Raw genomic sequence first — 26,525 nt, forward strand, 5'->3', positions numbered from 1 at the left:
CGCCGAAGCCGGATTCCTTGTAGCCGCCGAACGGGGTCGTCGCGTCGCCTTCGCCGAAGCAGTTGACCGTGACGAGGCCGGCCCGGATGTCGCGCGACAGGCGGATCGCATGCTTCAGGCTGCCGGTATAGACCGATGCCGTCAGGCCATAATTGGTGTCGTTGGCAAGGGCGACCGCCTCGGCCAGCGTGTTGAAGGTCGTCACCGACAGGATCGGCCCGAAGATTTCTTCCTTGAACAGCCGGCTGGAGGAGGTGACGCCGTCGACCACCGTCGGCTCGACGAAGATGCCGCCATGTGTTTCGCCGCCATGGGCGATCGTCAGCTTCTCGCTTTTGACGTCGTCGAGGAAGGAGGTGACCTTCTCATAGTGGTTCTTGCTGACGAGAGCACCGACGCGGTTTTCCGGATCGAGCGGATCGCCCGTCTTCCACTCGCGCATATAGGCACCGATGCGCTTCAAGAGCTCGTCCTTGATCTTGGCATGGACGATGAGGCGGGAACTGGCGCTGCAGTTTTCGCCCATGTTCCAGAAGGCGCCATTCACCACCTGCTCGGCGACGAGATCGAGATCCTCTGCATCCTCCAGCACCACGGCCGGGTTCTTGCCGCCGCATTCGAGCACGACCTTCTTCAGGTTGGAATCGGCGGAATAATGCAGGAAGCGCCGGCCGGTCGGCGTCGAGCCGGTGAAGGCCACCATGTCGACATCCATGTGCAGGCCGAGCGGCTCGCCGACCTCCCGGCCGCTGCCGGTGACGACATTGAAGACACCGGCCGGGATGCCGGCTTCATGCGCAAGTTCGGCAACCCGCAGCGTCGTCAGCGTCGTCTCCTGTGCCGGCTTGACGACGACCGAGCAACCGGCCGCCAATGCCGGGCCGATCTTCCAGGCGAGCATCAGCAGCGGGAAGTTCCAGGGCAGGACGCAGCCGACGACACCGATCGGCTCGCGCACCACCATCGCCAGCGCATTCGGGCCGACCGGATTGGTGTTGTCATAGAGCTTGTCGATTGCCTCGGCGTGCCAGCGAAGGGTGTGGATGGTATCGGGCACGTCGACGGTCTGGCATTCGCGAACCGGCTTGCCGCTGTCGAGGCTTTCCATCACCGCCAGTTCATGGCGGTTGTCTTCCAGCAGCTTGGCGAACTTGATCAGCGTCGCCTTGCGCTCGCCAGGCGACAGTTGCCGCCAGCGGCCATCCTCGAACGCCTCTCTTGCCTTGAGGACGGCGTAATCGACATCGCTTTCATCACAGGCGGCAACGTCCGCCAGAAGTTCGCCGGTCGCCGGGTTCGTCGTCTTGAACGTCTTGCCGGAATTGGCCGGACGGAAGCTGCCATCGATGAAGGCATTGGTCGGGAACTGAAGGCCGGCGGCGATTGCCTTGTATTCGGCTGCGGTCAAGGGTTCATGCATGATTGGCTCCCGAGGTGATCTGGGCGACCGTGCGCTTCAAGGTGGACACAACGGTCTCAAGGGTTCTTTTCTCTTCGGAGTTCAGTCCGCGCAGCGGCGCGCGGACCGGACCGGCTTTCAGGCCGATGATCTCGCAGCCATGTTTGATCGACTGCACGAATTTGCCGCATTCGAGGAAATCCATCAGCGGCAGCATCGCCGCCATGATCGCCCGGCCCTTGTCGAAGTTCTTCTCGATGACACAGGCCTCGTAGAGCGCGACATGCTCGCGCGGCAGGAAGTTGGAGCCGGCGCAGACCCAGCTCCTGGCGCCCCAGGCGAAGAATTCGAGCGCCTGGTCATCCCAGCCGCAGGACAGCGCGATATGAGGGAACTTCCGGGCGAGCCGATGCAGGTTGCCCATGTCGCCGGAGCTTTCCTTGATCGCCACCACGTTCTTGGATTTGCCGACGCGGGAGAAATACTCCTCGCCCATCATCACACCCATGCGGGCGGGATAGTTGTAGAGCATGATCGGCAGGTTGGCGGCGCGGTCGACGGTCAGCGCATGAACGGCGTTTTCGCGCTCGGTCGGCAGGGCATAAGGAGGCGACGACACCAGGATGGCATCGGCGCCGATGTCCTTGGCCGCCTTGGCGTATTCGACGGAGTCTTCGGTGCGCGTCGCGCCGGTGCCGATGATCAGCGGCAACCGGTTGCCGATCACCTCCTTGGCGTAGGCGCCGAGCTCGAAACGCTCCTGGCTGCTCTGGGCATAATATTCGCCCGTCGATCCGCCGACGATGATGCCATGCACGCCGGCATCGATCAGGGATTCCAGGACCGCAGCAAACCCGGCCCGGTCGATCTGCCCGTCCGAGCTCAGCGGCGTGATCGCAGGCGTGTAGATACCTTCAAACTTCACGGCAGTTTCTCCAATGATTGCACGCTCGGACCGCCGATCATGGCGTCCGACTTAAGTCCTTGTGGCGCGATGAACATTTCCATGTTCTCGCGGGACAGTTCCCAATGCTCGAAGACCAGGTCGACGACGGCGTCTTCGTCGTGAGCGCTCAAGGCCTCGATGAAGCTGTCATGGTGCTCGACCGCCACCTGCAGGCGGCGCCGCATGTCCTGATTTCTCGGACGGAAGAAGGTGTGCCCGATGCGCGCATGGTCGATCAGGAGCCGGCCGAGGCTCGGCTGCAGATAGACGTTGGCCGACATCTCGCCGAAGATTTCGTGGAAACGATTGTTCTCGAGAACCATCGTAAACGCGTCCATGTCCACGCTGGCCTGGCGAAACCGCTCCTGCGTCTCCTTCAGATCGGCAAGCTGGGCCGGCTTGAAGTTCTGTACCGCGAGGCGGCCGATCGCCGCGTAAATCATCGGCGCAACCAGAAAGAAGTTCCTGAGTGTCGCATGGTTCATCGGAATGACCCGAGCCCCGCGGTTCTCGCGAATATCGATATAGCCCTCCCCCGCCAGCCGCCGGAAGATGTCGCGAACCGGGGTGCGCGAAAGACCGTAACGCACGCTGAGGCTCACCTCATCAAGATCGGCGTCAGGATCCAGCTCCATCGTCAGGATCTGGCGCTTCAAATCCTCATAGAGGCTGCTCTTAACGGTCTTCGCCATGGGAAAACTCCGCTTCTCTTTCCTGATGAGGGGATCATTGCACGCCTAGCCGCTCGTGTCAATAATTGTGTACTTGTTGTACACAATGAGTGTTTAGTAAGAATACAATTATGAAAGTGCAAGCCGCCGGGAAGCCATCTTCCCGAGAGTGAAGTCCGATGCGTCAGGCAAATTCATCCAGCAACCGCGTAGCAAAGGCAGGTATTCGGCCACTGCGAAGCCAAGGGAGCCGGATCCAATGATGGGCGAATTGAGGTCACGGAGAGGCCGGCGAGCAAGCCGCCAAAGTCTTCGGTGGCCCTTTGATGTCAGGACCTCTTAAGCGGCGTCGGTCTGGAGCGGCGCAATCGAAGGAACTCCATCTTGAGGGCCGCGTTAACTCGCCAGCATGCCTCTTGAACAAGAAAGAGCCCATGGCGATCAGATATAGCAAGCCACAAATGAGCAGGACATCGGCGCAAGACGTTGAATGCATTGAGAGGTTTCCCAGTCGAAACGACATCTGAGCGCTTCGTCAAGCGAGCTAAATACCCCGCCTGCTAGCCCCTTCACTATCGACACTCGTTCGCGTCAGATTCTCGGCGGTGAGCAAGGCCCTCATGAGATCAATGAACCTCGGAAAGCGATACTCAGGTCCGATTTTGATCGGCCTGCTACTTTATGCAGGCATTGCGACATCGGCTTTCGCCGCGAATGGAGGCCATACCGCCGTGCCCTCCGAAGGACTTTTCCTTATTCAAATTGTTATCCTGGTTATCGTCGGGCGATTGCTCGGGGAACTTATGGTGCGCATCGGGCAACCATCGATCATGGGCCAAATCATCGGTGGGGTATTGCTTGGTCCGTCCGTTCTCGGCGCGATCCTGCCTGATTTTCAGACCATAGTGTTTCCCGCCGACGATGCGCAAAAAAGCATGATCAACTCGGTGGCGCAGCTAGGCATACTTTTTCTACTTCTGTTGGCGGGAATGGAGACCGACCTCGGCTTGGCGCGACGAATGCGGCGCGCGGCATTAGGTGTCTCGTTCACGGGCATCGTCGTCCCCTTCGCGGCGGGTTTTGCGCTTGGCGAATTCCTTCCGGCGGGCTTGCTTCCCGACCCCGAGAAAAGACTTGTGGCCTCGCTGTTCCTGGGCACGGCGCTTTCCATCTCGTCGGTGAAAATCGTCGCCTCCGTCGTTCGCGAGATGGACTTCATGAGGAGAAATATCGGTCAGTTGATCGTTGCCTCCGCCATCATCGACGACACGGTTGGCTGGGTCATCATCTCGGTTACCTTCTCCCTTGCGGAAAAAGGAGGAGTTGAGCTGCCGACGCTCGCAAAGAGCGTGATCGGCACGCTTCTGTTCATGGGAGTGAGTTTTACGATTGGACGACGTGTCGTCTTCGAGATAATCCGTTGGACGAACGACCGCTTCAAAAGCGACCTTCCCGTCCTCAGTGCCATTGTCGCGATCATGGGCGTCATGGCGATCATCACCGATTTAATTGGCGTTCATACGGTCTTGGGCGCGTTTGTGGCAGGCATCCTCGTCGGACAGTCGCCCATCCTGACACGTCAAATAGACACACAGCTTCGAGCGCTGACGACGGCTCTGTTTATGCCGGTGTTCTTTGGTCTCACCGGGCTTCAGACAGATCTAACGGTCCTTCGGGATCCGGCAATCCTGTGGCTGGCAAGCGGCTTGATCGTCATCGCCAGCATAGGAAAGTTCGGTGGCGCATTTCTCGGTGGCCGTTTTGGCGGTTTCTCGAATTCGGAAGCTATTGCGCTCGGCTGCGGCATGAACGCGAGGGGTTCTACCGAGGTGATCGTTGCTTCCATCGGACTTTCCGTCGGCGTCCTGGATCAGCGGTTGTTTTCCATCATTGTAGCAATGGCCGTCGTCACAACAATGCTCATGCCGCCGACTTTGCGATGGGCGCTTGCGCGGTTGCCGGTTCGGGCAGAGGAGCAGAACCGGCTGGAGAGCGAGGAGTTCGAAAAGGCGAGCTACCTCGGCAAATTTGAACGCATATTGCTGGCGGTCGATCTGTCTAAAAATGGCAACCTGGCCTCTAGAATCTCAGGGTTCCTGGCCGCGATCAGGCAGATGCCGGTGACTGTGCTGCGTATTGACGACGAGGCAAAGAGTGAGACGAGCGAGCAGCGGTCGGACGCAGACGGCGTCGCAACATTTGTAGATCGCGTCAAGGCAACCGCAACGAAATCGGTGGCGCAATCCGATGCCGATTCTGCCACACCCTCGGACGTCCACGTCACCGGCAGAAAGAAAGGCGGCGATCTGGAGCAAGCACTTTCCGAAAGCGCTGAGCAAGGACACGACCTGATGATAATCGGGGCCGAACCAGCCATCGCCGACGCCGGGGGGCTGGACGAGCGTTTTACAAAGATGACGTCCTCGTTTCAGGGAACTGTGGCAATTACCTTCAGCAGAGGGCGGCTACCCGAAGAGGATAGTAGACTCCGCATCCTCGTTCCAGTCTCAGGGACGGAGCGCTCCACCCGCGCCGTCGAATTCGCTTCGGCAATCGCAAAAGCTGCCGGTTGTGAAATCGCCGTCGTATACGTCACCGATCCGCAGCAACTCCTTCGGCGGCCCCGCCTCAGCGATATGAGCGATCTTCATGAAGAAGCCTTCAAACGGGTCGACGAAATCGCGGCAAATTATGGCCTCGACATTCAGAAAACCGTTGAACGAGGGACATCGCCGGAGCTGGCTATATTACGAAACGCCAGGCGCCGCCGCGCAAATCTGATAGTGCTGGGCGTCAGCAGGCAAGCGGGCAAAAGGCTTTCCTACGGAGGAATTGCCAATTCACTGATCGACGCCGCTGACAGATCGATCGTCGTTATCGAAGCTGAAAAATAGCATCCGGATGGCCCGCGGGTACCGCGCGTCGTTCCGCACGGCGTCCGGCGCATCTTTTCGTCAGGTTAAGCGTTACCGCAAAGCGATGGGCTGTCTGATGGAGTAACCTGATGAGAAAGCGTGTCCGCCATGGTCGTCCACAAAGTACGGCTTCCCTATTTCAAACAACTAGTATTGCGATCCTCGCCTTGCTCGTGGCTCGTGCATTCGTGAAGCGAGAACATATCGAAGCCGGGCCTGCCAAGGCTGGAGACCACGCGCTCCATCAGGAGCTCGGGCGATTTGCAGCCGTTCCGGAGCAAATACCGGCCCGCGGCTTGCGTGATGTGTTCTGGCGCGTCATCCACGAGGTCAGCGACGATCGCATTACGCTCGTTGCCGCAGGCGTGACCTTTTATCTTCTGCTTGCGCTCTTTCCCGCACTTGCAGCACTCGTTTCGCTCTATGGCTTCGTTGCCGATCCCGCGAGCATCAGTGATCATCTCCGTTCACTTGCCCTTCTCCTTCCCCCCGGCTCCTTTGATATGATCGCCGAGCGGCTGAAGGATCTCGTCGAGCGGCGGAGCGAGACGCTGAGCGTGGCGTTGTTTCTCGGTTTGGGGGTCGCCTTGTGGAGCACGCATAGTGGAACATTGGCGCTCTTCGATGCGATGAATGTTGCTTATGAAGAAGCCGAAAAGCGCGGGCTAGTCCGCCTCAATCTCATCGCGCTCTGTTTTACGCTATGTGCAATATTGGCGGCCATATTGGTCATTGGATCGGTCGCCATCATGCCGCTGGCTCTGTCTTTGCTTTGGCTCGACCAGTGGAAGGAGAACCTCGTGCTGATCCTGCGCTGGCCAATTCTGTTGGTTCTCATGATTATTGCAGTGACGGCAATCTACCGGTTCGGTCCAAGCCGGGAACCGGCGAAGGTGCGATGGCTCACCTGGGGAGCCGCACTGGCGACCGCCGGCTGGATCGCCATGTCCCTGCTGTTCTCTATCTACCTCAAGAACTTTGCCAACTACGATGCCACCTATGGCACGCTTGGCGCTCTGATCGGCTTTCTGATCTGGATCTGGCTGTCCGTGGTGATCTTGCTGGTCGGGGCGGAAGTCAACGCGGAACTGGAGCACCAGACGGCGGTTGACACAACCATCGGCCCCGCCCTTCCCATGGGCAGTCGCGGCGCTCACGTTGCCGATACGATCGGGAAATCCTTCACCTGAGCGGCAGTGAAACATTCGATGATGTTGCGGTCAAAATGTCTGGCCGCTTGCCACTCGACGATCCTGGTCTTATATAGTCATTATAGTCACAATGGTCAGAAAGAAACGAGCAATGCGACCAACACCAAGCGAGCAAAATTGGACTGTCGCCAGCGCAAAGGCGAAACTTTCCGAGGTCATCGAATGCGCGCAATCCGCGCCGCAGACAATTACGCGAAACGGCAAGCCAAGTGTCGTCGTCGTCTCTGCCGAAGAGTGGCATCGGAAGACTGCGCGCAAAGGCACGCTTGCAGAATTTCTGATGGGGTCACCCCTGCGCGGCGCCGATCTGGACCTCGAACGTCAGCGCGACGACCCGCGTGATCTTTCGCTGTGAGACTGCTGCTAGACACCAATGTCCTGTCTGAGGTGACAAGACCGCGCCCTGATGCGCATGTTTTGAAATGGCTAGATGGTCTCGACGAGGATCGCTCCTTCATCAGTGTCGTATCGATCGCGGAGATCCGGCGCGGGGTTGCATTGATGGATAGCGGGCGGAAGCGCGACGCGCTGACTGAATGGCTTGCCCAGGACCTGCCGCAACGCTTCGAGCATCGTGTCCTCCCTGTGAACGAACCGGTTGCCGTGGCCTGGGGCGATCTGATGGGCCTCGCAAAGCGGAACGGCCGCGGCCTGTCGTCCATGGACGGCCTGATCGCTGCCACGGCGATTGCCCATGATCTTACCCTTGCAACGCGCAACATAAGAGATTTCGAAGGCTTTGGGATTGAGCTGGTCGATCCGTGGGTGGTATGACATCCATAGTGGACGGCAACGCTGGAAGCTCGCGCATGCCGGAATATGGCAAGCATGGCCGCCGCCTCGAATGCGCCAATTCAGATCGGCCGCAGAACCGCTAAGCTTCGGGCTTCGAGCTGCAGGCTTTGCTCGGCGATTGCTTCTACGCCCCTCGCCATCGGATCCGATGTGGTGAGTTCCAAAACCCAGCTTTTGTCATCGGGCAGGCTGAAGTCGACATTTTCATCCTGAGGATTGAACAGGAGCAGCACGTCGTCCCACCCTTCCTCGAAGGGGTGCTTGCGTGACAGACGCAGTCCGATGGTCGTGCTTGCCTCATCTTCCCAATGTTCTTCGGCATGCTCGCCACCGCCGGGATTGAGCCAGATGACGATCAAGCCATCGCGCCAATTCTCCCGCCTGAAGATCGAATGATCCTGTCGTAAAACTATCAGACGTTTGGTGAAGGTGCGCAGGGCTTCGGCACTCTCATAGGGTACCTCCCAATGTAGCCAGCTAAGCTCGTTATCCTGGCAATAGCCGTTATTGTTGCCCATCTGGCTGCGGCCGAACTCGTCGCCGGCGAGCAACATCGGCGTCCCATGCGACAGGAACAAGGTCGCCATGAAATTCCGCTTCTGACGATCTCGCGTCGTGTTGATGCCCTCGTCTTCCGTTGGCCCTTCGGCACCGTAGTTGAAACTGCGGTTGTCGTTGTGGCCGTCCTCGTTGTCCTCGCCATTGGCCTCGTTGTGCTTGTCGTTGTAAGAGACGAGATCGTTGAGGGTAAAGCCGTCGTGGGCCGCAAAGAAGTTGACGCTCGCCCATGGTCGGCGCCCGCGCAGATCATAGACGTCGCCCGAGCCGAGGATGCGCGCGGCGAAATCTCTCGTCGTGCCCGGGGTGCCGTTCCAGTAGTCGCGGATCGTATCGCGATATTTGTCGTTCCATTCTGCCCAGCCCGGCGGAAAGCCGCCCACATGATACCCGCCGGGGCCGATATCCCACGGCTCGCCTACAAGCTTGATTTTGGAGAGCACCGGATCTTGGCCAACCGCATCAAAAAAGCCGCTGCGCTGGTCGAAGCCTTGCGGTTCCCGGCCGAGAATTGTGCCGAGATCGAAGCGGAAGCCATCAACCTCCATCTCCTCAGCCCAATAGCGAAGCGAGTCCGTCACCATCTGCAGTACGCGTGGGTGAGACGTATTGATGGTGTTACCGGTGCCCGTGTCGTTGATGTAGTAGCGTGGCGTGTCGGGCAGAGTGCGATAATATGAAAAATTGTCGATGCCTTTGAACGAGAGGGTCGGGCCAAGCTCGTTGCCTTCGGCCGTATGATTGTAGACGACGTCCAGGATTACCTCGATGCCGCCGTCATGGAAGGCGCGCACCATTTCACGGAAGCCCGCGAAGCCTTTCGGACCGTAGTAGCGCGAAGCCGGTGCAAAGAAGGCGAGCGTATTGTAGCCCCAGTAGTTGCTGACGCCATTGTCGAGCAGATGACCGTCATCCGGAAATGAGTGGATCGGAAGCAGCTCGATCGAGGTGACGCCAAGGCTTTTGACATAGTCGACGATCGCTTTCTGGCCGAGCCCGTCAAACGTGCCGCGCAGTTCCCCTGGAATTGCCGGATGCAGCATCGTCAATCCCTTGACGTGAGATTCATAGAAAATCGTTTGCGACCATGGAACGGACGGCTTTGGGTAGGGAGTTTTATCTCTGCCATTGAGATCGATGACGCGGCACTTCGGCATGAAGGGCGCACTATCCGTCTCGTCGAAAGACAGATCTTTCAGCTCGTCGTCCAGAATGTAGCCGAATTGCGCTTGCGACCATTCGACATTGCCCACCAATTCGCGGGCGTAGGGGTCGATCAGCAGCTTGTTCGGGTTGAAGCGATGACCCCCATCCGGATCAAACGGCCCATGAACACGGTAACCGTATAGACCGCCGGGTTTCAGGTCCGGAATATAGCCATGCCAGATCTCATTGGTGAATTCCGGCAAAACAATCCGCTCGATCTCCCGAGTTCCGGTCTCATCGAAGAGACAGAGTTCCACCTTTTCCGCATAGGCGCTGAAGAGCCCGAAGTTGACGCCCTGCCCGTCGTAATTTGCTCCGAGACGCGTGAAATCGCCTGGCTCGATCGAATATCGCTTTCCGTCTTGTGTCATGCAGGCCTCTTCTTTGATGCACCCACAAACCCCGCAACGACACGTTTTGTTCCGGCACACCGACGGCTGTGGATTGGCCGACAAAATAGTTAGTTGGATGTGACAAGGAAGGAGACGGGAAGTTCCTCAAACAATTGCGCCGCGGAAATATTGCCCGCAACCAGTAACTGACCAGTCAGCAGGTCACGCATTTGCCCGCCAAGTCGCGGCGGTATCGACACCGCCGTGTTCTCCCAGAAATCAGCTCCGGTACCGGCAGCATCCACCAGCCTCGGGACGATCGTGATTGCCGCCTCCTGGTGATGAACTCGGGCAAAAGCGACGAGGTTGTCCGACCGCTGTCCCTTGACCTCAAGGGGATGATAGCTACCCTCGAGAAAGAGTTGAGGATGATTGTTGCGATGGCGCAAGACGCTTCGGATGATCTGCCGTTTCAGGGATGTGGCCCACGGCTTTTCGAAGGGAGATAGGACTTGCACCGCGCCGGCTGCACGATAATCGATTGGCCTTCGGTTATCCGGGTCGACCATACTGAAATCGAGACCCTCAGCCCCCTGGTAGATATCGGGGATGCCAGGGGCGGTGAGCTTGATCAGCAACTGAGACAGGCCGTTCAAATAACCAAGCTTAATAAATGGTTGCAGTGTCTTTCTGAAGTCGCTCAGGAAATCGTGGTTTTGAGGCGAAAGCAAAGCGGCGGTGTAATCCAAAACTGCCTTTTCATATTCGGGCTTTTCCTCCATCCAATCCGTTCGCAACTTCGCCTCGCGTATCGCCTTCAACACAAAGGCCGAAAACCGGTCTTTCAGCTCATCCGTATCGCTTTGCCCGATATCGTCAGGCCAGATTCCTGCCAGTGTCTGATACAACATCCATTCGATATTGGGCTCCGGCGCCGGCCCGTCCGCAAGATCGGTGCGAAAGGTTGCATTCAACGCGCGCCACCGCGCGACACCGTCGATCCAGACGTCAGGATGCAGTGAAAGGCTGTAGAGACGCGCACGCGCGTCTTCTCCGCGTTTCGTGTCATGCGTCGACGTCGCGGAAAGCCCATACGGCTGGCGCTGAAGTCGATCCGCCATCGCTTGGTGAAAGGCGGCAACGCCACGCGGCGGCTTTGCGGGTTCGCCACCGACCTCATTCATCGCGATCAGGCGATTGTACCGATAAAACAGCGTATCTTCGACGGCCTTTGCCATGACCGGACCGCTGAGTTGCTGAAATCTGGCTCGAAACTCCACAACCCGGTCATCCGCGTTTTCTCCGCGCAACAGGCTGCCGATCGCGTCCAAAGCGTCCACCGCTGGCAATCTGGCTCGCGCCTTTTCTATCGCCATACAAAGGACCGCATCATCCGCCGCAGACAGAGCTCCCCGGTAACCATAAGTACGATAGACCGGAAAGGCGACCAACAGCTCCCGAAGCGCCGACAACACTTCCGCTCCGCTGACTCTAGGAAAAATCGACTTGCCCAACCTGGTCAGGCGCGCCATCTCGCCGGCGAAATTGCGCTCGACCATCAGCAGCTTCGCGTTGCGCAAACCAGTGGCAAAGTCGGAATGCTCATTGTCGACGGTCGCGTATGCTGCCTCGATTTTTTGTAAGCCCTCGTCTGCAACGAAGAGGTCCGCCATGGCGGAGATGAATTCGTATCCGGTGGTGCCCGACACGGGCCAGCCCGTCGGCAGGTTCTCGCCGCGGCCAAGGATTTTCTCAACCACGATGAACGTGTCGGCACCGACCGCCCGCCGCAAGCGTTCAAGATAGGTTTTCGGATCCGCAAGCCCGTCGATATGATCGATGCGCAAACCCTGTACTTGACCGGACCGGACCAGTTCTATCGTCAGCCGATGCGTGTCTTCAAAGACTCGCTCGTCTTCCACCCTTATGCCGACCAGTCCCGCAACCTCGAAGAAGCGGCGGTAGTTGAGGTGCCGTGCGGCATCTTTCCAAAAGAGCAATTGCCAGTGCTGCTTTTGGATCAGCTCTTTCATTTTCGCGGCATCCCGTGAGAAAGCCTGCAATCGCTCGGTATCCCCGCCTGTCTGCGCCATCATAAATTGGGCGCTGCCTTCGGAGAGCGGAAAGCAATTGTCGAAATGAGCCAATTGCAAAGGACCTACGGTGGGATCGTAACGGAGCTGAAGCTCGCCGGCCGCGAGGGCTTCTTCAAGAGGCTTACCAAGCCACGGCAATGTCAACTTCTCGCTCCAATCGATGTCGAAATGGCCGGCATAAATGCTTTTCGGCCCATGTCGTAGCACGTCGCGCCACCAGCCGTTTTCGAGCGAGGCAGCCATATGGTTCGGAACGATATCGACGATGAGGCCGAGTCCGGCTCTTTGCAAACTTGCCGTCAGCATGTCGAACCCCTTGCGACCGCCTATCGCCGGGTCGATCCCGTTTGGATCGGTGATGTCGTAGCCATGCGTCGACCCTTTCGTAGCCGTGAAGATTGGCGAGAGGTAGAGGTGGCTGATGCCGAGGTCTTGCAGATAAGGAACAAGCTCGCACGCCCGGTCGAAAGTGACGTCGCCGCGACATTGCAGGCGGTAGGTGGAGGTCGGAGCACGCATAGCTTTCCCCTACATAAGAATGGCTTTTATCAACGGAGCCAAACAAGATCTGTTCCGGCTGAGGAACACTCGCCGACAGGATGCGTTGGACGACGTGCAGAATTCAAAGCGACGACACGGGCGGAGAGGACATGCAAAACAGCTTCACATTCGGGCCTGATATCAAGGCGCATTCCGTCACGTTCCGCCTCTGGGCACCGCTGCAGGACCGTGTGAAGGTCAGGATCGAGCAGGACGGGGAATGGGAGATGCGCCGGCAGCAGGACGGATGGCATATCGCTGATGTATCGCAGGCACGCCCGGGAGATCTTTACAAGTTCGTGCTCTCCGACGGTCTGGAAGTGCCGGATCCGGCATCGCGTTTCCAGCCAAACGATGTTCATGGCCCAAGCGAACTAATCGATCAGACGTTCGAGTGGCGCATGGAGCGTTGGAAAGGCCGGCCTTGGGAGGAAATCGTCATCTACGAACTGCATGTCGGAGCGTTTACGGAAACCGGCACCTTCCTGTCCGCCATCGAGAAGCTCGATCATCTGCAACGGCTCGGCATCACGGCGATCCAGCTCATGCCGCTCAGTGATTTTTCGGGGCGATATGGCTGGGGCTATGACGGCGTCCTGCCCTATGCGCCGGACAGCAGCTATGGTCGTCCCGAAGATCTGAAAATGCTTGTCCACGCAGCACATGAGCGTGGCATCTGCGTTTTCCTGGACGTCGTCTATAACCACTTCGGCCCGGACGGAAATTACCTGTCCACTTACGCACCGATCTTCAGCAACCGGCACAAAAGCCCCTGGGGCAATGGTCTCAACTATGATGGCGAGGGCAGCCGCTTCGTACGCGATTTTGTCATCCAGAACGCCATCTACTGGTTAAGCGTGTTTCGCATGGATGGTCTGCGGCTCGATGCCGTTCATGCAATCAAGGACGACAGCGATCCGCATGTCCTGAACGAGCTGGCCGACAGCGTCAGACAGGCGCTCCCCGATCGCCACATCCATCTCATCCTTGAGAATGAGGACAACAATTCAGGTCTTTTGGCTCGCGATCCTCATGGCAAGCCGTCTCACTTCACGGCCCAATGGAACGACGATATCCACCATGCCCTCCACGTGGCAGCGACCGGCGAGACCTTCGGCTACTACCGCGACTATGTCGATTATCGATCGCACATAGGCCGGGCGCTTGCCGAGGGCTTCGTATTTCAAGGGGAACACATGGGGTATCGAGGGCGATCCCGAGGATCGCCCAGCGCCGGTCTGCCGCCAACGGCCTTTATTTCCTTCATGCAGAACCACGACCAGATCGGCAACAGGGCCATGGGCGACCGTATGGTCACTTCCCATTCGATTGAAGCCATAAAAGCAATCGCGGCCGTCTATCTGCTCTCACCGCAAATCCCGATGCTGTTCATGGGCGAGGAATGGGGTGCCATCACACCTTTTCCCTTCTTTTGCGATTTCGACGAGGAACTGAATAGCAAGGTGAGGCTCGGCCGAAAGGAGGAACTATCACGCCTACCTGGCTTCGATGCAGAGGATGCGCCCGATCCGACCTCAGAGGCCACTTTTCGCAGCGCAAAGCTGCGTTGGGACGAGGCGGAGCAGGACAAGGCACTCAACGCCTATTACGAGCGGCTGATAACGCTCCGGCGCGAAAAGATCGTGCCACTTCTCCCACACGCCCAAGGTCACTCGGCCGTCCACGACAAAAGCGGCTCACTGGTGCGCGTCACCTGGCGACTGGGCCAGGCAAAGCTCGGTCTTATTGCCAATTTGTCGGACCAGGCCGTTGCCGCCACAATCCCTGCCGATGCACAGACGCTCTTTACATCGGGCAATATTGCCAGCGCTCAAATCGGCCCTTGGACAGTCGCCTGGGGCCTGTCGTCTTAATATCCCGATTCAGTCGAGCATCGGAGAGGCCACTCACCAGATATGCTTGGCCCCATGGCCGACGTTAGGCCGCTCCGATTTCGCAAGACGGCTACACTTTAAGTGCCCCCGCTGTTATGGTCATCGCGACTTGGTTGAGGAGGAAGAGTGATGTCTCTGCTTGCCTTGCATCATGTATCGATCGTCACCACCGATCTGGAAAAGTCGCTGCCTTTCTATTGCAAGGTGTTCGAGCTTGTTCAAATTCCGCGGCCGAATTTTCCGGTGGATGGAGCTTGGCTTGCCTGTGGCAGCCTGCAGATCCATCTCATCGTCAATCCCGAAGGCACGTTTCGCAAGAATCCCGCGATCGACCGCAATGATTGGCATTTCGCCTTTCGTACGGATGACTTCGAGGGTGTTGTCGAACGGCTGAAAACCCTCGGCTTTCGAGAGGACCTGCCTCAAGGCGATCCAAAGTGCCTGCTGATCTTTCGCACCGGCCATGCTGATTTCCCGCAGCTCTACCTTCGCGATCCTGATTTGAATATTGTGGAGGTCAATGGAGCGCCGTAGGCGGCGCGATCCGAGATAGGGCGGGTTACCGCCGCACGCTCTCCTTCATCGTCGATGGAACAATGTGTTCCGGCCGTGGGTTACATTCACCATGGCGGGATCGAAGAGCGCTGCTCACCTCCCGGCGGTGAGACCGGCGAAATGCCGGAACGCCAGTTCCATAGGAGACCAGCGATGAAACATCAGCAACCACGTGACGGCGCGCCGGGAACGACCGACCAGTCCCCGAGATGGGAAGGCCCGGCAGGCTCCAAGCCCGCAGGTTACCTTCCTGCCAAGGATGGCGGGGAAGCAACGCGTGACGCCAATGACGAGAACGTCAATCATCCACGCAAGCGGAAGGTCTCCGATGCGCTGAAGCAAAAAGGCGATGACTGAGAGCGGCCTGCAATTGGGACAGGAACCAAGTGCCGTCGATACCGGCGCAGCATGCGCCGGAGCCGCGCTAGCATCAGGGCAATTGCCGATCGCTGCTGGCCCTACCCCACCCGAGGCAACCGGTTCGAAAGCCCCATCAACAATGGGAGACGAATCTGAAGTCGTTTACCTCGCGGCGTTGGATAGCGGGATTACCCGCAGGAAGGGCAAAAAAGGCTTTCTCTATTACGATCAGCGGGGAAACCGGATCAACGATGAGGCGGAACTCCAGCGCTTTGCCGCACTCGTCATTCCTCCCGCCTATACCGACGTCATTATTTCGCCCGATCCGAGATCGCATTTGCAAGCCGTCGGCCGCGATGCCAGGGGGCGGAAACAATATCGTTATCATCCGAATTGGATTGCGGATCGCGATCGGGAAAAATTCGCGCAACTGGTGGAGTTCGCTCGGGCATTGCCTGATATCCGCAAACGGATCGATATCGATCTCCGCCGCAGGAAGCCCGGATTGGCGAAGGCGCTCGCCACCGTCGTCTGGCTGATGGACAAGCTTTTCATCCGCATCGGCAACGAGGCCTATGCGATGGAAAATGGCTCCTATGGGCTGACCACCTTGCGCAGCAGGCATGTCAAACTGGTTGGATCGCGCCTGCAGTTTCGCTTCAAGGGCAAATCCGGCAAGGAATGGCGATTGAGCTACACCGACCGCCGCATCATACGCGCCATACGCATGCTGCAGGAACTGCCGGGCCAGCATCTGTTCCAATATGTCGATGAGAACGGTGTTCTCCACCCGATCCGCTCGCAAGACGTCAATGCCTATATTCGCGAGGCCGCGGCTGGCAACTTCAGCTCACGGCAATTCCGGATCTGGGGCGCCACGCGGATGGCAGCTTCGGCACTGGCGATCATCGAACCCGGCAGCAGCGCCGCAGTGCGGGCAAGGCAGATCAACGAAATCATCGATGCAGTGGCAGGGAAGCTTGTGAACACGCGCGCCGTCTGCCGCGGATCCTACATACATCCAGGCGTGTTCGACGGTTTCGAGAATGGCAGCCTGGCGAAAATCGCCGAGACGAAAGTGAGGAAGAATTCCAGCATTCTGAAATGGCTGGATGAAGACGAGGTGGCGGTGCTGCGCTGGCTGGAAGAGCTGGAGTGACTGCAGGGGGGCGGCACCAAGTCGGCGGTAAGCAATATACGGTCATCATGGCGTCAGCCATCACTTCTTGGAAACATCCGTCGGTGACCAGCTTGTCGTCTATTTTCTTGCGAACCAATAAGGCTTCACCGCAGCGCGCCCTTGAGCTGCGTTATCCGGCTCAGGACTTTGAGGCGTGCTCCGGCTTTCCCTTCCGCTTGGTGGACGCCATGTCGTGAAGTTCCTTCTCGCTCATGGAATCGACCATGCTCTTGGAAGCGCCTTTCAATTCGCTCTTTTTCTTTTCGCCGCGTTTGGCAGCGAGGGCCGCACCGGCGGCCTTCTGTTGAGACTTCGATTTTGCAGGCATCGTGGACCTCCTTCGATTAATAGTCCTCCGGCAGCAGAGCATCCCGTCTTCGGATCATCTGAAAACGGATAAGGCGCTTGAGATTCAAGAGACTAAAGCGATCTTTTACACGTTCAAATGAACGCATGGCGCATTAGAAAGCACGGCAAGCGCGCGCCTGAGGCACCGCCTTTGCCCTGCGCTCCGCGTGCGAAGTCTTTCTTCCCTGCACGCGCCATTACCTTTCTCCTCACCCGGCAAATCGCAGCAGGATGACGAGAACCACGGCCACCAGGCCACCGATGAAAACCAGACGCTGCCAACGGCGCTTCAGAATGATCTCGCCCTGCCGGACATCCTGAGCCGCGAATGTCAGAGGTTCCGCTCGCTTCTGGTCTGTCTTCTTATCGTCATTCATTTTTGCCTTACCTGTGTTCCGGCGAAGCCGCGATCTTACGTGCCCGCCATCTGCCGGCAGGTCTCGGCGCACTTACGGCAGGCGTCAGCACACTCCGCCATATCGCCGATCCGTTCACAATCGGCAGCACATTCGCCGCAGATCTCCGCGCATTCGCGGCAAACATGCGGATGGTGCCTTGAAGCGATCAGCATGAAATGTGCCGACGTGCGGCATATCTCCGCACAAGCCATCATCAACCTGAAATGCTGCGGCTCGGTATGCTCGCCACCGGCTTCCAGGCAATGGTTCATCGCCGTGGACAAACAAACGCTGTAGCAGCGCAGGCAGTTTTCGACACATTGCTGCATCTTGCTATCCAAATGCATTGTCGTCTCCTTTGGGCTATTGCGTCTGGTACGTGCCTGTGACGCTCGCTTCCGCGAGCACATGCTTCTTCGCCTCAGCCCACATCGCACCTATGCCGGCAGCATCGGGAATCGAAAGCCTCGGGACGTCGAGGGCGACAAGACGAAAAATGTAGTGATGAGGACGATCGCCGGGCGGCGGTTGCGGGCCGTCGTAGCGAGCATTGCCGAAATCATTCCTGTAGAACCGCGTCGCCCGATCCGGCGCCGTATCGGCGCTTTCGGTGAGATCGGTCCATTGCGCCGGGATGTTGGCGATGCCGCAGTGGTGAAAGGTGCCGCTCGGAGCGTCCGGATCTTCGACGATCAGAGCGAAACTCCTGGTTCCATTTGGAGCGCCGCTCCAGGCAAGCGGCGGAAAAAGGTTCTCGCCCGCTCGCGCATATTTCCGGGGGATCGGCTGATCCTGCACAAACGCTTTGCTGATCAATGTCAAAGCCATGACATTCTCCTTTTACTGTTGGGGATAGCCGTTCTTTCGACAGGCTTTCTTCACCTGCTCATTGCGGCAAAGATCTGCGGCCGCGTCGAATATCGGCTTCATAGTCGAACCCCTGCGCGTTCTCATTGTTCCCCTGCAATTCCGGAGGAGCGTTTCTGCGCGAAGTTCCAATCTTAATGGCATCAATCATATTTCCGCGCGGCCGTGGGAACATTCCGCTTTTGCGAGAGTTGCGTCGCAATAAGCCGAACAAATCCTCCCAATCATTATTATCCGCCGCAGCCGAGGCTGCGGCGACCAATACGCGCCTTATGTGTAAGTGCCGGCTCCCTTCCCCAGACAAAATCCATTCCACCTCGCCTATCAATGGCGGCTGATGAATTTCGTGAACCAGCTTTTGTCGCCGCTTTCCGTCTTCTCCTGGTAGAGAAAGGCGAGTTCGTTCTCGTCGAAGATCCGGAAAAACTCCTCCCAGGAAATCTCTTCGAGCGTCTCTTCAGGCCTGCCGAAATCAATCCGCAAAATTCCGCCCTTCTTCGCACCTTTGACCCGGGCTGGGCGGCCATTCCTGGCTTTCACCCAATTACGGATTTTGTCGTGTTCCGTCGTCGTTTGAGATGCGCTCATCTCAGCCTCCTCTTTGTCGTGACTACCCGGTCTAAGCTGGCAAGCCCGCCATTGTTCCCGCCCCTCGGCATTTTGATTGCGATCCATACAACCGAAGTCGCGGGCCCTATGCCTGCCGCTTCTATAGGCAACAAACGCCCCCCTGAGGGGTTTGGTCGAATAAACCGAATAGAACAGGAGTTTCGGTGATGACCGTTATCAAGTTTTCGAAGGCTTGGCGGGAGGAGAGCAATCCGGAGGCCGAGTTTCGCACCGTCGACGACTTCGGGCTGCATATGTTTTGCTTCCTCGCCGACTATGAGTTCGACGGCAGGATCTTCAGCGTCAGCTTTTGGGCATATGACATAGCCGACGCCGAGCGGCGCGTTGCGCGCATGCGAGGCAGCCTCAACCTTCAGGGACAGATTTTTTGTGAGGCATGAAGTGACCGAGGCCGGGCACGATCCAAGAGACGAACGGGCGGGAACAAGACGAGCTGCTGATGGATTTATATTCCTGACGCCTCATGGCTTGATTTTCACCCAGCAACACTGGGCTGCACTTCCACAAGGAGAATTTCCGATGCTCAGGTCTCTGTTCAGAGAATTCGCCGGGGCGGGTGGCAAATTAGATGATCCCTGTCCCAGCCTCGCATCGTTTCGGAACAGGTGCAATGTCCTCGTGATCTTCGAGGACTCCAACGACGACCGGCCGATCAGGCAGGAGGAGGAGCTTCTACATCATGAAAAGAACCTGACCGATCGTAACGTGACCGTGCTGAGGGTCGCCGGCGGCGGAGTCTTTCAGCTCTTCGAGGAACCGTACGAACTCAATGCCGACGATATACGCCGCGATCTGCAAGGTCCGGAAAACGACGAATTCGAAATGGTATTGGTCGGAACGGATGGCATGACCAAACTCAGATCCTATGCACCTCTGCCGACAGTCGTCATTCTGGACGTCCTCGATGCACTCCCGCCATCGATATCATAGTTCGAAGCGGCGAGAGCCGGCATGGTCCGCGTCCCTGAATAGGACATTTGGCGATCCGAGCATGCGGTTGGAGCGTGTATCGAACATCTGCGGAAACCGGTTGTTCCCAAAGCCCTTCCCATCGCTCCGCCAATCACGTGACTGCGATTGCCGAAGGGGTATAATCAGCGGTCGATCGCAGGTGACGCGCCGAATACACGCAGCCTCGATATCAAGACACGGCAACAGCGGCGTTGGACCATAGAGCGGCGATAATATTGGTTGTGGCTACCTTGGCGTGTGGATAGGGTGGGGCCCATGCGACCTCTACCGTCCGGGAGATGATGATGGGGAAAGGAAAGGCGATGGCGGCTGACGAAACGGTTTCTTTGGTCTCCGTGTCAGCATCAGATTCCGAGGGGGCAGCGAACGAAGACGAACCTACTCCGAGTAGAAGCTTGAGCGAGAATCTCACCCAGCAATTTGGACCGCAGGCACCTTCGGCGGATGCCTGGCTGGTCGCCATCGTTGAAAATTCCGATGACGCGATCATCAGCAAGACCCTTGGCGGCATCATCACAAGCTGGAACCGGGGCGCCGAACGCCTGTTCGGATTTACGGCGGCAGAAATGATCGGCCAGCCGATTACCATTCTGATCCCGGATGAGCGACTTCACGAGGAAACAACGATCATCGGCCGAATCCGCCGAGGCGAACGGGTCGATCACTATGAGACGGTGCGCCGACGCAAGGGTGGCAGCCTGGTCGATGTCTCCCTCACCGTGTCGCCGATCCGCAATCAGGACGGCTCGATCATCGGAGCGTCGAAAATCGCGCGGGACATTTCCGAGCGCAAACGTGAACACGAACGCCAGACGCTGCTGCTGCGGGAGATGAACCATCGCATCAAGAATCTGTTCGCAATCACCAATGCATTGATCACGATGAGCCAGCGTTCGGCCACGAGTGCGCAGGATCTCGCCGACAATCTGCGCAAACGGATCGTCTCCTTGGCTCGCGCTCATGATCTGACATTGCCGGATCTTTCCGGAGATGTAGCCGCTCGATCGTCGACGACTCTCTTTTCCCTCTTTGACGCGGTTCTTGCCGTTCATCGGGAGGATGACCGGCAGAGGATACAGATTCATGGATCGGATGCGCCGGTTGGGGGCTCCGCGCTGACATCCTTGGCATTGCTGTTACATGAATTCGCCACCAACGCGATCAAATACGGGGCGCTTTCCCTCCCGGAGGGACAAATCAGAATCGACCTAGCGACGGACGGCGAGCTCAGCCTCATCTGGACTGAAACCGGCGGCCCGGCTGTTACAGCGCCTGGGCCGAGCTCAGGCTTCGGATCCCAACTTGAGCGGGTGACCGTCGAAGGTTCGCTCAACGGATCGATCACACGGGAATGGAGGCCGGAAGGGCTTCGAATTCATTTGCGCGTTCCGATTGAGAACCTGACGCGCTGATCTCGCTCGGCGCACGAAGCGCGCGCCGATTGCCTCGACACGACCGCCAACCGATTGCTGTGTGTCGGCAAAAAATCGGCGGCGGTCCGGCCGGGTCCTGCAAATGGGCTCAGCGCTCCAATTCAATGATGGCGCAGTCATAGCCATCCAGATCGAGCCCGCCGGCGACAGCCTTTCCATTATCGAGAAGGTTCTTGCCGGGCGCCACGGCGGTGAGGCTAGCGGGCTGATCGGTGTAGTTCTGGATGAACAGCAGCCTGCGCTCGTCATTCATGCGCATGGTGACCTCGACGCCATCAGGAAGATCGTCCACCAGCGGCTGCACACCTGCCGCCGGGAACAGCCGTTCGGCCAGTGCAGCCGTCAGCTCGGGCGTGAGATAGGTGCCGACATAGACGACCTGACCCTTGCCAACCTTGCGCGACGTCGCCATGGGCAGACCGTCCGCATAGCGATTGGACCAGGCGGAGACGACCTCGACATCCGGGTCGACCAAGAGGTTTTCGTAGAAGTGTCCGGCGGGCAGTTCCTGGTTGCCGATCTTGAAACGGCGCGTCCTGCGATGGGATTCAGCGGGCTTGTTTGGCGGCACCACCAGGCCCCCGGATCGCTCCATCACGTCGAACAGTCCGTTGGCGCCCGGCGCAGCGAGACGACCGAAGTCTTCGACCCGTACGCCGGTGAGGTTGGAAAGAGACGTGCCCGGGGCCGTCTGCCGGATGACGTGATTGTCCTCATTCCGCGTTCCGGTGCGTGCGCCGATAACGACCGTGCCGCCCTGCTCCGCAAAAGCTTTGAGTTTTTCAGTCCATTCATCCTTCCACATCACCCAATGCGGAACGTAGAACAGCTTCAGCTTCGACAGATCATCCTCGGGATGGATGAAGCCGCAAGCGATGCCGCGGTCGTAGCAATACTGGTGCAGCAGAACCGCATCGTCTTGCGGGCTTGGCAGTCCGATTGCGTAGGTCTTATGGGCTTCCTGATTGTCAAAGTCCGAGCCGGCAATGCCCACATCCATACGCACGTAGGTGCCAAGGATCTTGTCCTTCAGCGCCGTCATTTCGGTCGCAAACTGCTTGGCTTCGTCATAGCGATGGCGGCCGACGTCGTCGTGGTCGATGATGCCCATCCAGTAGATCTCGGCGCCGAAATGGGCCGGACGCCAGCGGAAGAACATCAGCCCGTCAGCACCATGCGCGACCGATGACATGGCCATGCGCCGAAGCTCGCCCGGCTCTGGCGTCAGCGTGCAGAAGCCCGGCTGGCTGCCGAAGCCGGACTGTTGCTCCGGCACGATGTAGTTCCCCGAAAAGCCGCGGCATATATCCAGGTGCAGTGCCTGAACCTTTGCGTGATTTCCGATGCGCTGAAACTCATCGTAGAGCATCGGATAGATGTCGTAGCCGACGAAATCGAGATCCGTGGTGAACTGACCGCGGAAGTCGATATCCCGCAAGCCGCCGAGATTGTGGAAGACGAACCACGACGGGTTCGTGGCCCGCAGAATCTCGACCTGATCGTGCTGAAACCGTGCGGTCGCAAATGCGAGGAAGCGGTGGTAATCCTGCACATGGCCGGGACTGGGGAAGGTCGGGCCGAATTCGATCGGAAGCACGACCTGGTCAAAACTGTCATAGGCAGTTGCCCAGAAGTCACCGCCCCATGCAGCGTTCAGCTTGCCGATATCGCCGTACTTCTCGGCGAGAAAGATTTGAAATTCGCTCAATGTCGCCTTTGAATAGCTCTCCGGCATGCTCGTGTTTAGCTCATTGTCGGTCTGCCAGCCGACAACATACCGATTGTCCCGATAGTGTTCAGCCATCGCCTTGGTGATGCGCCGGCTGTGTTCGCGGAACACAGGGCTTGCCGTATCGCAATGCTGACGCGATCCATGGCTCATCGGACGGCCTTTGCCATCCACGCGCAGGATCTCCGGATGGGCAACGGTCAGCCAGCGCGGCGGCGTGGCCGTCGGCGTGCACATAATCGTATCGATCCCGTACCGCCCGAGCATGGCTATGGCGCGGTCGAACAGATCAAAATCAAAGGTGCCAAGCCTGGGCTCGAGGATATGCCAGGCGAATTCCGCCATTCTCACCACATTGAAGCCCGCCTTCGCCATGCGCTCGGCATCGCGCTCCCAGTAGCTTTCGTCGACATGCTCGGGGTAATGGGGGGCGCCGACGAGAAAGCGGTCGGTCTTAACGGTATTCCAAGCGGATGGCGTCGCAGCAATGTTCTTGTCAGACACGGTCTTATTTCCCGAATTCATTTGTCGATGATGGTTTTGCGAGCGCTGATCGTGCGTCCGCCGTTCGATGAGAAGAGATAAAGCTCCCTGGCGTCGAGCTTCAGAGCCACAGCCTGGCCAGATGTGAACGGCGCGACATAGCTAAGCTGGACGGTGATATTTCCGGTGCCGCTTTCCGAGGCGATGGTACGCAGGCTGCCGGCATCGACATAGAGGATGGTCTCGCGACCGAGGTGCTCAACCAGTTGCACCTGCCCTTCGATCGCGCCACCATGCGCGACGTCCGTGACGATCGATATGTTTTCCGGCCGGACACCCAGCGTCAGATCGGCGCCCTTTTGCAGCGCCACTCCATCGGACAATTCGACGGTCAATGGGACGATGCCGGGAGCCGAAACCCGGACCTGTCGGCCGGAGACTTCGTCCACGGTCACGGCAAGGAAGTTCATTCTCGGGGCTCCAAGAAAACCCGCCACGAAGAGATTTTCGGGATTTCTGTAGAGCTCCAGCGGTGAGCCTACCTGTTCGATCACACCCTGGTTCAACACCACGATCCGGCTCGCCATGGTCATGGCCTCCACCTGATCGTGGGTTACGTAGACCATGGTCGCGCCGAGTTCCGTATGCAGACTGCTCAATTCGACGCGCATCTGCGTCCTCAGCGCCGCGTCGAGATTCGAGAGTGGTTCATCGAAGAGGAACACGTCGGGAGAACGGGTAATGGCACGGCCGATGGCAACGCGCTGCCGCTGGCCGCCGGATAATTGCTTGGGCCGCTTCTCAAGCTGATCGGTAATGCGCAGGATCTTGGCGGCGCGCGCGACGGCGGCATCGATTTCTGGCTTCGGCCGCTTGGCCATGCGCAGGCCAAACCCCATGTTCTCCGCCACGGTCATATGCGGGTAAAGGGCATAGGACTGGAAAACCATGGCGATGCCACGATCCCCCGGCTCTTCCTTGCTGACGTCGCGGCCATTGATCAGGATCTGGCCGGACGAAATCCCTTCCAGACCGGCGATCGTCTTGAGGAGGGTCGACTTGCCGCAACCGGAAGGTCCGACCATGACGATGAACTCGCCCTGCTCGACGGCAAGGTCGATCCCGCGCAATGCATGATATGCACCATAGTTCTTGTTGATCTGTCGCAGTTCGAGGCTGGTCATGTTTCCTGGCTCTCTGCTGTTGGGTTCTTGAGTTCTGGGAAAGGAAATGCCGTCTCGCTCATCCTTTGACGGCCCCCATGGTCAGACCGGCGATGAAATGGCGCTGCATGAGGAAGAACATGACGACAGGCGGCACCGCGACGACGATCGTGCCTGCCGAGATGAGGTTCCATGCCGAAACCCATTCCCCGCGCAGATTGGCCAGACCGGCAGTCACGGGCTTCACGGAGTCGCTGACCGTCAGCACCACCGCCCAGAAGTAGTCGTTCCAGATGAACGTAAAGATCAGAATGGCCAACGCCGCGAGAGCCGGCCGGACTAGCGGCACGGCAACATGTATCAGCGTCTGGAAAGGTGTCGCGCCTTCAGCGCGGGCAGCCTGAAAGAGTTCATCGGGCAAGGCCGCGATGAAATTCCGCATGAAAAGCGTCGCAAATCCTGTCTGGAAGGCAACGTGGAAGATGATCAGCGCCGCCGTCGTATCGATCAGATTCAGCCGCACCATAAGATCGCGCACGGGGATCATCATGATCTGGTGCGGCAGGAAATTGCCGCCGACGAAGAGCGCAAAGATCAGCATATTGCCCGGAAAGCGGTAGCGGGAGAGAACAAAGCCCGCGAGCGTGCTCAGAACCAGGACGCCGATTACCGAAGGAATGGTAATCGTTAGGCTGTTCAGGAAATACTGGGCCATCGGGGTCTGGGTGAAGACCGCGGTATAATTGTCGATCAGACCAAGCTCGGTCGGCCACCCCCACAGATTGCCACTCATGACATCGATCGTCGAACGGAACGACGTCAGGATGATCGCAAACAGAGGGCAGAGCCAAAGCAGGAGAACAAGCAGCACCGCCAGCACATAAAACCGTCGCTGCCAGATGGCTGTTTCCGGAATAGGGCGAGGATACATCAGCCACCTCTCTCTTCTGTGCGAATGATGCGTGACAGGTACCAGGCGATGAATGCGGCCATGATCACGAAGAGAACGGATGCGATCGCCGCTCCGTAGCCGAAGCGATAGGAGAAGATCGATTGCTCGTACATCTGATAGGCCAGCACGGAAGACGATCCGAACGGGCCGCCGGCCGTCATGACGGAGATCATGTCAAAGGATCGAAGCGCGCCGACCACCGTCACCGCGATGGCGATGAAGGTCACCTGCGTCAGTTGAGGCAGGACGATGTGCCAAAGCATGTTCCATCCCCTCGCCCCGTCCACGCGGCCAGCACCTATGAGCTCCTCGCTCAGATTGTTCAGCCCCGCGAGATAGAGAACCATGCAGAACGTGACCTGCGGCCAAAGTGCTGCGATGACGATCGCAAACGTCACGAAATGCTCGTCTGAAAGAACGGCTGGGGCGGTCGCGCCAAATGCCTTGAAGATCAGGGCAAGAAGTCCGAACTCCGGCGTATAGACCCATGTGAACACGACCCCGACTGTGACTGAAGCCAGCACCAGCGGGATGAAGAACAGTGACTTCAGGAAGCGCATGCCCCTTATTTTCTGATTGACCAGCAATGCTATGGCTAGCCCGAGCGGCGGCGCGGCCATGAACATGATCAGCCAGATGAGATTGTTCTTCAGCGAAACGTAAAATTGCGGATCATTGTAGAGTTCGACGTAGTTCCCGAAACCGATCCAGTTCATCGGGCCGAAGCCGTCCCACTCATGAAAACTGATCCAGACGCTCCGCACGGCCGACAGCAGGATCACCGTGAAAAAGAGCAGGATCGCGGGGGCAATAAGCAAAGTGGGGGTGAGCCACCAACGCTGGCGGCGCCAAATCATCAACATATCCAGAGCCTCATTGGAGTTATGAGGG

General features: G+C 58.2%; 25 protein-coding genes. 11 read left to right on the forward strand and 14 right to left on the reverse strand.

Annotation, left to right across the window (positions count from 1 at the left end; translation table 11 throughout):
- The 3 genes from PH547_RS19355 to PH547_RS19365 form a co-directional block, all read right to left on the reverse strand.
- Positions 1–1,420: aldehyde dehydrogenase (locus PH547_RS19355; protein WP_285169108.1), on the reverse strand; the 1,420-nt coding region annotated here is incomplete at its 3' end.
- On the reverse strand, positions 1,413–2,324 hold the full coding sequence (locus PH547_RS19360) for a dihydrodipicolinate synthase family protein (protein ID WP_285169109.1): 912 nt from the start codon (positions 2,322–2,324) through the stop codon (positions 1,413–1,415). The genes PH547_RS19360 and PH547_RS19355, both read right to left, overlap by 8 nt.
- On the reverse strand, positions 2,321–3,037 hold the full coding sequence (locus PH547_RS19365; protein WP_104826585.1) for a GntR family transcriptional regulator: 717 nt from the start codon (positions 3,035–3,037) through the stop codon (positions 2,321–2,323). The genes PH547_RS19360 and PH547_RS19365 overlap by 4 nt, the downstream gene beginning before the upstream one ends.
- 710 nt (positions 3,038–3,747) lie before the next feature.
- On the opposite strand from PH547_RS19365, the gene PH547_RS19370 reads away from it, so the two are divergent.
- From PH547_RS19370 to PH547_RS19385, 4 genes are all read left to right on the forward strand, one after another.
- Positions 3,748–5,910, forward strand: a complete 2,163-nt coding sequence (locus PH547_RS19370; protein ID WP_350223740.1) for a cation:proton antiporter domain-containing protein — start codon at positions 3,748–3,750, stop codon at positions 5,908–5,910.
- Between the two features lie 110 nt (positions 5,911–6,020).
- Positions 6,021–7,121, forward strand: a complete 1,101-nt coding sequence (locus PH547_RS19375; RefSeq protein ID WP_483315555.1) for a YihY/virulence factor BrkB family protein — start codon at positions 6,021–6,023, stop codon at positions 7,119–7,121.
- Positions 7,122–7,233: 112 nt separating this feature from the next.
- On the forward strand, positions 7,234–7,497 hold the full coding sequence (locus PH547_RS19380; RefSeq protein ID WP_104826582.1) for a type II toxin-antitoxin system prevent-host-death family antitoxin: 264 nt from the start codon (positions 7,234–7,236) through the stop codon (positions 7,495–7,497).
- Positions 7,494–7,916, forward strand: coding sequence for a type II toxin-antitoxin system VapC family toxin (locus PH547_RS19385; RefSeq protein ID WP_104826581.1), 423 nt, complete (start codon positions 7,494–7,496; stop codon positions 7,914–7,916). The genes PH547_RS19380 and PH547_RS19385 overlap by 4 nt, the downstream gene beginning before the upstream one ends.
- An 80-nt stretch (positions 7,917–7,996) precedes the next feature.
- Here PH547_RS19385 and glgX read toward each other — a convergent pair whose 3' ends face one another.
- Both glgX and treY read right to left on the reverse strand, forming a co-directional pair.
- A complete protein-coding gene (glgX, locus tag PH547_RS19390) occupies positions 7,997–10,072 on the reverse strand; it encodes a glycogen debranching protein GlgX (RefSeq protein ID WP_260304998.1) in 2,076 nt (691 codons plus the stop codon).
- Between the two features lie 89 nt (positions 10,073–10,161).
- Positions 10,162–12,648 (reverse strand): malto-oligosyltrehalose synthase, encoded by a 2,487-nt coding sequence (gene treY / locus PH547_RS19395; protein WP_260304997.1) that lies wholly within the window; start codon positions 12,646–12,648, stop codon positions 10,162–10,164.
- A gap of 131 nt (positions 12,649–12,779) precedes the next feature.
- On the opposite strand from treY, the gene treZ reads away from it, so the two are divergent.
- From treZ to PH547_RS19415, 4 genes are all read left to right on the forward strand, one after another.
- Positions 12,780–14,543: a malto-oligosyltrehalose trehalohydrolase gene (gene treZ, locus PH547_RS19400; RefSeq protein ID WP_260304996.1), complete on the forward strand. Its 1,764-nt coding sequence runs from the start codon at positions 12,780–12,782 to the stop codon at positions 14,541–14,543.
- A 150-nt stretch (positions 14,544–14,693) separates the two neighbouring features.
- Entirely contained in the window at positions 14,694–15,098 is a 405-nt protein-coding gene (locus PH547_RS19405; RefSeq protein ID WP_260304995.1) for a VOC family protein, read from the forward strand.
- A 174-nt stretch (positions 15,099–15,272) separates the two neighbouring features.
- Positions 15,273–15,476, forward strand: coding sequence for a hypothetical protein (locus tag PH547_RS19410; protein WP_260304994.1), 204 nt, complete (start codon positions 15,273–15,275; stop codon positions 15,474–15,476).
- 142 nt (positions 15,477–15,618) lie between these two features.
- Positions 15,619–16,638: a DNA topoisomerase IB gene (locus PH547_RS19415; RefSeq protein WP_260304993.1), complete on the forward strand. Its 1,020-nt coding sequence runs from the start codon at positions 15,619–15,621 to the stop codon at positions 16,636–16,638.
- 160 nt (positions 16,639–16,798) lie between these two features.
- Here PH547_RS19415 and PH547_RS19420 read toward each other — a convergent pair whose 3' ends face one another.
- From PH547_RS19420 to PH547_RS19440, 5 genes are all read right to left on the reverse strand, one after another.
- Positions 16,799–16,987, reverse strand: coding sequence for a DUF3008 family protein (locus tag PH547_RS19420; protein WP_260304992.1), 189 nt, complete (start codon positions 16,985–16,987; stop codon positions 16,799–16,801).
- Positions 16,988–17,216: 229 nt separating this feature from the next.
- The gene (locus PH547_RS19425) at positions 17,217–17,384 is read right to left on the reverse strand and encodes a hypothetical protein (protein ID WP_260304991.1); all 168 of its coding nucleotides are present in this window, start codon (positions 17,382–17,384) and stop codon (positions 17,217–17,219) included.
- 35 nt (positions 17,385–17,419) lie between these two features.
- Positions 17,420–17,752, reverse strand: a complete 333-nt coding sequence (locus PH547_RS19430) for a four-helix bundle copper-binding protein (RefSeq protein ID WP_260304990.1) — start codon at positions 17,750–17,752, stop codon at positions 17,420–17,422.
- Between the two features lie 16 nt (positions 17,753–17,768).
- Positions 17,769–18,233, reverse strand: coding sequence for a YbhB/YbcL family Raf kinase inhibitor-like protein (locus PH547_RS19435; RefSeq protein WP_260304989.1), 465 nt, complete (start codon positions 18,231–18,233; stop codon positions 17,769–17,771).
- Between the two features lie 363 nt (positions 18,234–18,596).
- Positions 18,597–18,860, reverse strand: coding sequence for a hypothetical protein (locus PH547_RS19440; RefSeq protein ID WP_260304988.1), 264 nt, complete (start codon positions 18,858–18,860; stop codon positions 18,597–18,599).
- Between the two features lie 188 nt (positions 18,861–19,048).
- Here PH547_RS19440 and PH547_RS19445 point away from each other — a divergent pair, with 188 nt between their 5' ends.
- The 3 genes from PH547_RS19445 to PH547_RS19455 all read left to right on the forward strand — a co-directional run bounded on the left by PH547_RS19445 (position 19,049) and on the right by PH547_RS19455 (position 21,286).
- Entirely contained in the window at positions 19,049–19,282 is a 234-nt protein-coding gene (locus PH547_RS19445; protein ID WP_260304987.1) for a hypothetical protein, read from the forward strand.
- A 139-nt stretch (positions 19,283–19,421) separates the two neighbouring features.
- Entirely contained in the window at positions 19,422–19,832 is a 411-nt protein-coding gene (locus PH547_RS19450) for a DUF4174 domain-containing protein (protein ID WP_285169111.1), read from the forward strand.
- Between the two features lie 437 nt (positions 19,833–20,269).
- Complete coding sequence (locus PH547_RS19455) at positions 20,270–21,286, forward strand: PAS domain S-box protein (RefSeq protein WP_260304985.1); 1,017 nt, start codon at positions 20,270–20,272, stop codon at positions 21,284–21,286.
- 109 nt (positions 21,287–21,395) lie between these two features.
- Here PH547_RS19455 and PH547_RS19460 read toward each other — a convergent pair whose 3' ends face one another.
- From PH547_RS19460 to PH547_RS19475, 4 genes are read right to left on the reverse strand one after another with little or no spacing between them, the layout of a single operon-like run.
- Positions 21,396–23,540, reverse strand: coding sequence for a beta-galactosidase (locus tag PH547_RS19460; RefSeq protein ID WP_285169112.1), 2,145 nt, complete (start codon positions 23,538–23,540; stop codon positions 21,396–21,398).
- Between the two features lie 17 nt (positions 23,541–23,557).
- Positions 23,558–24,703 (reverse strand): ABC transporter ATP-binding protein, encoded by a 1,146-nt coding sequence (locus tag PH547_RS19465; protein ID WP_260304983.1) that lies wholly within the window; start codon positions 24,701–24,703, stop codon positions 23,558–23,560.
- Between the two features lie 58 nt (positions 24,704–24,761).
- Positions 24,762–25,613 (reverse strand): carbohydrate ABC transporter permease, encoded by an 852-nt coding sequence (locus PH547_RS19470; protein WP_285169113.1) that lies wholly within the window; start codon positions 25,611–25,613, stop codon positions 24,762–24,764.
- Positions 25,613–26,497: a carbohydrate ABC transporter permease gene (locus tag PH547_RS19475; RefSeq protein WP_285169114.1), complete on the reverse strand. Its 885-nt coding sequence runs from the start codon at positions 26,495–26,497 to the stop codon at positions 25,613–25,615. The genes PH547_RS19470 and PH547_RS19475 overlap by 1 nt, the downstream gene beginning before the upstream one ends.
- Positions 26,498–26,525: the final 28 nt, after the last annotated feature.

This window comes from Rhizobium cerradonense (genome assembly GCF_030182455.1).
In the GTDB taxonomy this organism is placed as follows: Bacteria; Pseudomonadota; Alphaproteobacteria; order Rhizobiales; family Rhizobiaceae; genus Rhizobium.

Excerpts from the sequence above, each read along its gene's own strand:
- glgX (WP_260304998.1), bottom strand. The coding sequence starts at position 10,072 with ATGACACAAGACGGAAAGCGATATTCGATCGAGCCAGGCGATTTCACG.
- PH547_RS19365 (WP_104826585.1), bottom strand. The coding sequence starts at position 3,037 with ATGGCGAAGACCGTTAAGAGCAGCCTCTATGAGGATTTGAAGCGCCAG.
- PH547_RS19450 (WP_285169111.1), top strand. The coding sequence starts at position 19,422 with ATGCTCAGGTCTCTGTTCAGAGAATTCGCCGGGGCGGGTGGCAAATTA.
- PH547_RS19410 (WP_260304994.1), top strand. The coding sequence starts at position 15,273 with ATGAAACATCAGCAACCACGTGACGGCGCGCCGGGAACGACCGACCAG.
- PH547_RS19405 (WP_260304995.1), top strand. The coding sequence starts at position 14,694 with ATGTCTCTGCTTGCCTTGCATCATGTATCGATCGTCACCACCGATCTG.
- PH547_RS19375 (WP_483315555.1), top strand. The coding sequence starts at position 6,021 with ATGAGAAAGCGTGTCCGCCATGGTCGTCCACAAAGTACGGCTTCCCTA.
- PH547_RS19435 (WP_260304989.1), bottom strand. The coding sequence starts at position 18,233 with ATGGCTTTGACATTGATCAGCAAAGCGTTTGTGCAGGATCAGCCGATC.
- treZ (WP_260304996.1), top strand. The coding sequence starts at position 12,780 with ATGCAAAACAGCTTCACATTCGGGCCTGATATCAAGGCGCATTCCGTC.
- PH547_RS19380 (WP_104826582.1), top strand. The coding sequence starts at position 7,234 with ATGCGACCAACACCAAGCGAGCAAAATTGGACTGTCGCCAGCGCAAAG.
- PH547_RS19470 (WP_285169113.1), bottom strand. The coding sequence starts at position 25,613 with ATGTATCCTCGCCCTATTCCGGAAACAGCCATCTGGCAGCGACGGTTT.
- PH547_RS19430 (WP_260304990.1), bottom strand. The coding sequence starts at position 17,752 with ATGCATTTGGATAGCAAGATGCAGCAATGTGTCGAAAACTGCCTGCGC.
- treY (WP_260304997.1), bottom strand. The coding sequence starts at position 12,648 with ATGCGTGCTCCGACCTCCACCTACCGCCTGCAATGTCGCGGCGACGTC.
- PH547_RS19440 (WP_260304988.1), bottom strand. The coding sequence starts at position 18,860 with ATGAGCGCATCTCAAACGACGACGGAACACGACAAAATCCGTAATTGG.
- PH547_RS19420 (WP_260304992.1), bottom strand. The coding sequence starts at position 16,987 with ATGCCTGCAAAATCGAAGTCTCAACAGAAGGCCGCCGGTGCGGCCCTC.
- PH547_RS19465 (WP_260304983.1), bottom strand. The coding sequence starts at position 24,703 with ATGACCAGCCTCGAACTGCGACAGATCAACAAGAACTATGGTGCATAT.
- PH547_RS19425 (WP_260304991.1), bottom strand. The coding sequence starts at position 17,384 with ATGAATGACGATAAGAAGACAGACCAGAAGCGAGCGGAACCTCTGACA.
- PH547_RS19445 (WP_260304987.1), top strand. The coding sequence starts at position 19,049 with ATGACCGTTATCAAGTTTTCGAAGGCTTGGCGGGAGGAGAGCAATCCG.
- PH547_RS19415 (WP_260304993.1), top strand. The coding sequence starts at position 15,619 with ATGGGAGACGAATCTGAAGTCGTTTACCTCGCGGCGTTGGATAGCGGG.
- PH547_RS19475 (WP_285169114.1), bottom strand. The coding sequence starts at position 26,497 with ATGTTGATGATTTGGCGCCGCCAGCGTTGGTGGCTCACCCCCACTTTG.